The organism is Acidovorax sp. KPB24-03 (assembly GCF_057546605.1).
Window position 1 is genome coordinate 1 of record NZ_BAAJYR010000422.1, and the last position, 2978, is coordinate 2978.

Below are 2978 nucleotides of genomic sequence, written 5' to 3' on the forward strand. Positions count from 1 at the left end.
GCTGCCGCTGACGGCGACGTAGTTGCGCTTGAGCGTGGCCGTGCCCGCCGCCGTGGTGCTGCTGTAGTGGCTCTGGCTACGGTTGCCGTTGGCGTCCCACGCATAGCCACTGGCGTTGGCGCCCAGGGTGTCGCTCAGCGCGCTGCCCGTGGGTAGCGTGAGGCCGGTCGGCGCGCTGTGGGCGCTGGCGGTGAGCCGGCCCGTGGCGTCGTAGGTGTTGGCGCTGGTGATCACGGCCTGCTGCGCACCCGTGGTGCCGCGCAGGGCGTGCCGCTGCTGCACCTGGGCCAGGCGCCCGGCGCTGTCCCAGGCCAGTTGCGGCAGCAGCCGGCTGGCGGACAACTGGCCCGCCAGGGTGTAGCTGCGCTGCTCGGCCAGGCCGAAGGCCGGCCACTTCCAGCCGGTGGGCTGGCCCAGCGGGTTCCAGGTGATGGCGGTGAGCAGCGGCTGGCCGTTCCATTGCAGCCCGGTGAGCTGGCCCGTGGTGTCGTACTGGTACTGCAGCTTCTTGCCGCTCGCGTAGGTGAGGGTGGCGATCTGCCCGGCTCCGCCATTGCGGGCGCCGTCCGGCCCCGCCGGCACATAGGCCTGGGCCAGGGTGCGGCTGTCGCCGTTGGCCAGCACCTGGGTGCGGGCGGTGACCCGGCCCAGCGGGTCGCGCTGCCAGCGCGTGGTGACGCCCGCGTCCTGGATCTCGCTCAAGGACCCGATGCTGGCCTGCGGCGTGCCGGGGGCGTTGTAGCTGGCGCCGGTGAGGTCGTACCGCCACACGCTCTGCTTGCCGTCCTTGAAGAGGATGCGCGTCAAGCGCCCCGCCGCGTCCCGCGTGAGCCCGGTGGTGCGGCCCAGCGCATCGCTCACCTGCGTGGGGCGCCCCAGTGCGTCGTATTGCACGTTGGCCGCGCCGCTGTCGGCCGAGGTCTCCCGCGTGGCGTTGCCCCGGATGTCGTTGGCATACGTGGTGGCCACGCCCGCGAAGTCCTTGGCGCCCTGCACGGCGCCCAGCCCGTCGTAGGACAGCGAGGCGACCTTGCCCAGGGGGTCGGTGATTTCCGCGACGCGGCCCAGGGGGTCGGTGGCGTACCGGTAGCGCTGGCCCAGGGCGTTCTCGGCGGTGATGCGCTCGCCGTTGGGGCCGTAGGCGTAGCGGTCCACCTGGCTGCCGGCCTTGACGGTTTCCAGCTGGTTGGCGGCGTTGATGCCCCGCTCCTGGCGCCACACGGTCTGGCCCGCGGCGTCTTTGACTTCCTGCAGGATGACGTTGTTGAACAGGTCGTACCCATAGCTGCCCGAGGCGCCCCGGTTGTCCTTCCACGAGGCCAGCCGGTGCGCGCTGTCGTAGGCGTAGTCGATCTGGTAGCCGTCCGGCTGCGTCGTGCGGGACCGCTTGCCGATGGCGTTGTACTGGTGGGTCCATTGCATCCCGAAGACCGAGACGTTGCCGAGCAGGTTCCAGGGGTTGTTGCCATAGGCGTACTGGATTTCCAGGCCGTTGGGCAGGAGCTTGCCCACCAGGCGGCCATCGCTGTAGCTGTGGCTGGTGCGCCGCCCGAACGGGTCGGTGGATTCGAACAATAGCGGCGTGTCGCTGTGGTAGGTGTATGTGCGCCGCACGCCCAGGGCATCGATTTCGGCGGTGACCAGGCCGCCCTGGTATTCCCATCGGCGGACGGCGGCACGGGCTGCGCCGTCGGGCAGGCTGGCGTCGTACACCCGCTCGGTGAGGACGTTGCCGTCCGCGTCGTAGGTGTATTCGGTGACGCGGTGGCCATCGGTGACCTTGACCGGCAGGCGGTAGGTGGGGTGCCACTGCGTGGCGACCCGGCGCTCCTGCGCGGTGCCCTGGGCGTGGGTGGCCAGCAGGGGCAGCTGGCGGTCGTTGTCCCATTCGTAGGTGGTCTGGCGGCCAGCGAAGTCCACCTCCGCCGTGACGAGGCCGGCGGCGTTCTGCACCCGGCGGTTGACCGGGCGGTAGGCCAGCCCCGGCGCCGACGAGGCACTGGTGACGGCCAGCGCCTTGTTCTGCACGGTATAGCCGTACCGGCGGGTCTGGCCGAGCGGGTCTTTCACGCCGACCTGGCCCGAGGCGATGTCGGTGTAGTCGAACTGGTGCGCCAGGGCGTCGCCTGCATGCGCGGCCTTGAGCGTGCGGCCCAGCGCGTCGTAGCTGAACTGGGCGAAACGGCTGCCGTTCTCATCGACGATGGCGGTCAGCAGGAACGGGTTGCCGGTGTCTTCGTACAGGTAGGTCTTCTGGTACTGGTCCTGCAGGCGGGACGACACCAGCCGGTCGCCCACGCCGTCCTGGTAGCTGTACCGGTAGGTGGTGGTTTGGTAGTCCGGCGTGATGATCTGTTCGATCAGCCGATCGCCCCAGACGAGGGTGAGGGTCTTGCCGAAGGCGTTGGTGATGGTGGTCAGGCGCCCGTAGGTGTACCCGTAGGTGGTGACCCAGCCGTTGCGCGCCCTGCGGCTCAGGAGTTTGCCCGCGCTGTCGAAGGTGAGCACGGAGTCGTCGCTGGCGTTCCGAAAGCGCCACAGGCCATCGGCCTGGGCCAGCGTGTCGCTGCGCTGGTCGCCCACCCAGTCCTGCTGGGCGCCCGCGCGCTGAAAGCCCCGCTCCTCACCGTTGCCGAAGATGACGGTCGCCACGCCCTCGGACACCCGCAGGCTGATGGCGTGGTTGTGCCCCCACTGGCGGCCGAAGCCCCGGCTGGCGCGGGCGGAGTCCAGCGCCCAGTGGCTGCGGTAGATGCGCACGAAGTCCAGGCTGCCGCCCCACGGGTCCTGGTGGTCCACGATCTCCTGGAAATTCTCCCCGGTGGCGGGAATGACGGGGTCGCCCACGCACATGCCGTCCTGCCCGCCAGGGAACACGGAGACACTCCGGTAGCCGTCGCCGGGCGGCGGCAACGGGGGTGGCGGCGGCGGCAGGGGGCGGCGGGGGGTGGGGGGAGGAGGGTGGCGGCGGTGGGGGG

Annotated in this window: 1 protein-coding gene; it reads right to left on the reverse strand. The window is 70.8% G+C overall.

The features are described from left to right. Positions 1 to 2877, reverse strand: a 2877-nt coding sequence (locus AC27KI_RS21955; RefSeq protein ID WP_487115823.1) for a DUF6531 domain-containing protein, incomplete at its 3' end; no start/stop codon positions are given. Positions 2878 to 2978: the final 101 nt, after the last annotated feature.